Source organism: Synechococcus sp. OH2 (assembly GCF_047462155.1).
Classification (GTDB): Bacteria; Cyanobacteriota; Cyanobacteriia; order Thermostichales; family Thermostichaceae; genus Thermostichus.
The window spans coordinates 1-4,385 of record NZ_JANSIR010000086.1 but is presented as its reverse complement, the minus strand read 5'-3'; the positions used below and the strand labels follow the sequence as shown (position 1 = coordinate 4,385).

4 protein-coding genes are annotated in these 4,385 nt (G+C 46.9%); 2 read left to right on the top strand and 2 right to left on the bottom strand.

Annotated elements, in window-relative coordinates; all coding sequences use genetic code 11:
* The coding region (locus tag NW835_RS07900; RefSeq protein ID WP_414414985.1) for a hypothetical protein at positions 1-410 on the bottom strand (410 nt) is incomplete at its 3' end.
* A gap of 400 nt (positions 411-810) precedes the next feature.
* Here NW835_RS07900 and NW835_RS07895 point away from each other — a divergent pair.
* Positions 811-2,331, top strand: a complete 1,521-nt coding sequence (locus NW835_RS07895) for an FkbM family methyltransferase (RefSeq protein ID WP_414414984.1) — start codon at positions 811-813, stop codon at positions 2,329-2,331.
* Positions 2,328-3,437 (top strand): hypothetical protein, encoded by a 1,110-nt coding sequence (locus NW835_RS07890; protein ID WP_414414983.1) that lies wholly within the window; start codon positions 2,328-2,330, stop codon positions 3,435-3,437. Before NW835_RS07895 ends, NW835_RS07890 begins: the two co-directional genes overlap by 4 nt.
* On the opposite strand, the gene NW835_RS07885 is transcribed toward NW835_RS07890, so the two are convergent.
* The gene (locus tag NW835_RS07885) at positions 3,434-4,273 is read right to left on the bottom strand and encodes an FkbM family methyltransferase (RefSeq protein ID WP_414414982.1); all 840 of its coding nucleotides are present in this window, start codon (positions 4,271-4,273) and stop codon (positions 3,434-3,436) included. The two genes, NW835_RS07890 and NW835_RS07885, sit on opposite strands and share 4 nt — an antisense overlap.
* Between the last annotated feature and the right edge of the window lie 112 nt (positions 4,274-4,385).

Sequence of the window (4,385 nt, the reverse complement as noted above, 5' to 3'; positions counted from 1 at the left end):
CGCAGGCCCACCAATTGCGGGGCCAACTGCTGATAGGTGGGATCGGCAAGATCCGGCTCGGTCAGGTACTTGCGCAAAGTCAAGGGATCCAGCCCCAGGCGCTGCGCCGCCTCTTCCAGAGAGGACTCGCCCTCCACCCACACGTAGGCCGTCTTGCCGCTCACCTCTTGGTTGCGCACCTGCACATTCTCTCCCGCTGCCCCCCAAATCGAAGGCAGGGATCCCGGCCTGAGGGCATTGCTGAAGCGCTCGGTCAGGTAGCCGTCGGCGGTGCCCCAATCCCCCTTTTCGGTGGCAGCGATAAAGGTGCTCACCACCTGGTCGGGGGTTTGCGCTGGTGTGGCCTGCGTACAGGCGATCGTGCTACCCAAGCTGAGAAGGAGAGTACAGGTGCTGATGTGACGTAGCATAGGAACAACCTTGTTAAGATGCGCTGTCTCGAGACAAACCTCGGCAGACGTTGGCTCGAAAGTTGAGAACAATAGCAGATGCAGATTGGGCCTGGAAGCTTAAGAGATGTAACAGGTAGATGGAGTCTGCCGTACTTGCGTCAGGCCTGCCTGAGGTAACTGTCCAATTCAAAATGACGATCTCCGAAAATCAGAACCATGATACCATTCCAGGAAGCAGTGACAACAAATGTACAGCTTTGATGCTATGGTTAACCGGCAGCCTCTCGTGACACTACCCTCCATAGCTGCTGCTTGTGTAGAGTTATGCACTGAGTCTACTGCTCAGCAATATGCAAAAGGCTACGTCAGCTAGGATAAATCGGTAGGTCATAATACAAGTTTAAGCTTAGGTAAGGAAATGGCAGTCCCATTGTCTGAATCAGGCTCAACCTGGAATGCTCGCGGGATCAGTCAAGCCCGTGTAGCAGAAACGGCTCCCACTGCAAAGGAAAGAAGAAACGCTTGGTCAGTATCACTCTACTACTGGAATCAAGGGATCAGTACTGAGCCAAATCATCTGCCCTGCTTATTGAATAGACTCCATGCACTTTGGGTTCTAGGTGTCTCATTTACTTTTTTAGAAGAAGCACTTAAACTCTTGAACCAGTTAGAGTTAAACCCAGAGAGATGGAAAGATATTCCCCCTCCAAACATAGAAGGTTATGAGTTGGCATGGAAAGTTGATTCCCCTGACTTTGAGCCACTTGATCCGGATCTACCATCTATAGATCAGTACCTGTATTACTTAGCTCGCTGGATAGCAGAAAGAATAGGGCTGCCTTACCAAACACAAGTAATTCCTTTTTGGCGCATTGCTGCCTCAATTCACCCCAAAGATCTAAGAGCTAAAGCAATCCTAGGCCTTGGTCTATCTAAAAACCTGCAGATCGAAGGTATAAGGCATCTGAGGCAAATTCAGGCTATGACGGCCACACAAACAGCCAAAAGATGGGCTCAAGCCTGTTATCAAACTTCTGTAAGCTTTCTTCAAAGAAAGATGGGTGAATCAAACTCGATAAATTTGAGAAGCAAAAGAGAATTTGTTGATATATGCTACGAGGGTTACACCATGAGGCTAGAAGATAGTTTAGACTCACTAGTTACTCATTGTTGTCTGGCCCAAGGAAGATGGTTTGAGTCAGAGATAGACTTTGTTAGGTCCTACCTGAAGCCGGGAATGATGTTTATAGATGTAGGGGCAAATGTAGGCTTATACACTCTTGCTGCTGCCCAGGCCGTAGGAACCAAAGGCAAAGTAATTGCGTTTGAGCCAACTCAATCTTGTGTGGAAATATTAAAACACAATGTCAGCGTTAATAGATTATCGCAAGTTACGATAAACCCATATGCAGTGGGTAGCGAGTCAGGGCAGACATATTTTCTAGAAACAGACGATAGTGTGTACAATAGAGTGGTAACTAACCTTTCGGGAGTAGCCCACCCTGTAAAGATCATCCGGCAAATTACGCTAGATGATTGGTGGCGCTCTTACAGAAAGCCTTTGGTCGATATGGTCAAGATAGATGTAGTTGTAGATCCCCTAGGTGTTATACAGGGAGGTCGAGAACTTATAAAAAGCTGTCTCCCACTCATTCAGCTAGAAGCAAAAGATGGTGGGGGATTTGTGTCGAGGGAAACATCCTCTTACCTGTCAGATCTGGGGTACACTTTTTTTGCATACAACTCCACCTTGAACGAATTATCGAGAGCTCGGGAACAAGCTCGCAGCCTCTCTGCGATAAACTTAATTGCAGTTCCCGAAGCGCGCTACGCTAGTCTTATAGAGGACGGCGTCCTCCAGAAAGACCTATCTCCATCTAAGAAGCTTGATTCAAGCCTGTTGTCTTTACTTAAAGATTTGCTCGAGGAAAGCCAATGATTGTTGTTGATGGTGTTGCTTTGCAGAGTAACTTAGAAACCCCACCGTCTATTATAACCTTTTGGCAAAATGTTGTAGGTGAATGGTTAAAGCTTGGCCACAGTCGAGACTTTGTGGTACTGGTGAGAGAAAGCCAACGTATTGCTCTTCCAGGCGATACAGTCATAGCGGTGATTCCTGACTATAGTTACGAAGACGCTGAATCCGATCATGTAGGTCTGCAGAGCGCCTGTGACCAGCTTAAGGCAACGCTCTTTATCTCAACTTTGTACACATATCCTCTTAGAACACCTAGTGTGGCAATGATTTATAGTGTGGATGAAAGCCAAGAGTTTCTGTCAAACTTGGCAGCTCAAGAGAAACATAACTCCATTTTGAATGCATCGGCATTTATATGTCCGTCTGAGTGGGTGGCATCAAACTTGATGGCAAAATATCCTGGTATTTCTAAAGAAGATATTGAAGTTATCTACCCAGGCTTGCATGGTGACCTAGGGCCATCTCCTCCTCTAAAGCTACGGAAGTTTCGAGAAGAGCGAGATCTGACTCGTCCCTACATCATTTACAGGGCGGGAGCAGGGGAACGAAGAAAGATAGCCTTCCGCGCTATCCTAGATAGCCTGAGCGAGATAGCTTCTGGGCAAGTTCCGGAAGTTGTTTACCTATCAGTTGATGGAAGTAGGACTGACTCACCTTTGGAATCTTTCGTGGACCTATCTAAACCAATTCGAGCTCGAATCCACAACCTCAAACTTTCGCCTGACGAGTTACCGCTACTCTATACAGGAGCTACGGGGTTACTTGAGGTTGAACCCGAGCTTGGAATGGGCAATTATGTTCTCGAGGCGATGCGATGTGGCTGTCCAGTTATCATTCTCAGAGAATCTCAAAGAAAAGTGGAACATGCCAATGCGCCTGAACCGTGGATTGAGATACCTCTGGAGCCACATGCCATATCGCAGGCAATCGATCAATTGAGAGATACAAAGTATAGAAGTTCTGTACTCTCGCAAGGGTTGATCTACACAAAAAATATGACGTGGGAAGAAGCGGCCAAGCGAATGTGGTCTTTCCTTGACCTGAAGGCGAAAAACATAACATCTTAAAGCTTCGAAAGGTAAATATCATAGAATGAGGTGCCCTCTATCTCGTCGTGAATTTTGAGCACATGAGAGCATAAGTCGTATGAGCGATAGGCCTCGTGAAGAATTACGGCAAGTGCTAGCCGCTTTCTGGAGGGAAGCTCTCCCACTCGCATAAAGTCTTTGGCATAGATAAAGTCAGTCCAGGAGGCTTGGGTGCGCAAAGAAGTCAGATTCTTGGGAAAGGACTTCATAACTGGGCAGGCAATCCCAGTAAGGCTATGGATAAGAAAGCCATGCTTCCTCAGAGCAATATCTATGTCGGAAAACAAGGGCTGGCCAATGTAGTGGGGGACAAACATGACTTCAGTTTGAACCACTACAATGCTCTCGCTGAGGAGACGAGCGGCGCCGTGGATAATGCTAAGCTCACTTCCTTGAGTATCCATGACAAGCCAGTCTGCATCTGAAGCCTCTTCCAGGTCATCGAGGCGAACCGTCTTGACTTTTTCCTCTGAGACGACTTGGTAAAGCTCAGCTAGATCGTGGAACCTCTCCAGCAGTTGATGGTTGGGCTGGAACAGAGATGAGGTCATCCCGGTGTTGGTTAGATAAAGAGTCGATTCAGAGCCGTCGCCAACAGCCATAGGAAGGTATAAAACATTAGAGCTGCTAAAACTTTTCTCTTTTAACCGCTCGTATGCTTCTCGATCGGGCTCAAATGCAACTAAGTCTCCATAGCCCTTGTGAATCATTTCAGTATAGATCTCAGGAGTCCCAAGATCAGATGCTCCTGCAGCAATTACTTTAATGCGAGGCATTGAAGTTCCCAAGACAGAGGCTATAGATAACCCAGACATGACTTCCTTTCTTCACTTCACTCCTTGTGAGCGATTACATTTAGACTGATAAGCTCATTGCAGTAAACAATTGTGCTTGCGTCATTAAACATACCGAACTGATCTACTTGGA

Coding starts and splice junctions, on each gene's coding strand:
- NW835_RS07885 (WP_414414982.1), bottom strand. CDS start 4,273: ATGTCTGGGTTATCTATAGCCTCTGTCTTGGGAACTTCAATGCCTCGC.
- NW835_RS07895 (WP_414414984.1), top strand. CDS start 811: ATGGCAGTCCCATTGTCTGAATCAGGCTCAACCTGGAATGCTCGCGGG.
- NW835_RS07890 (WP_414414983.1), top strand. CDS start 2,328: ATGATTGTTGTTGATGGTGTTGCTTTGCAGAGTAACTTAGAAACCCCA.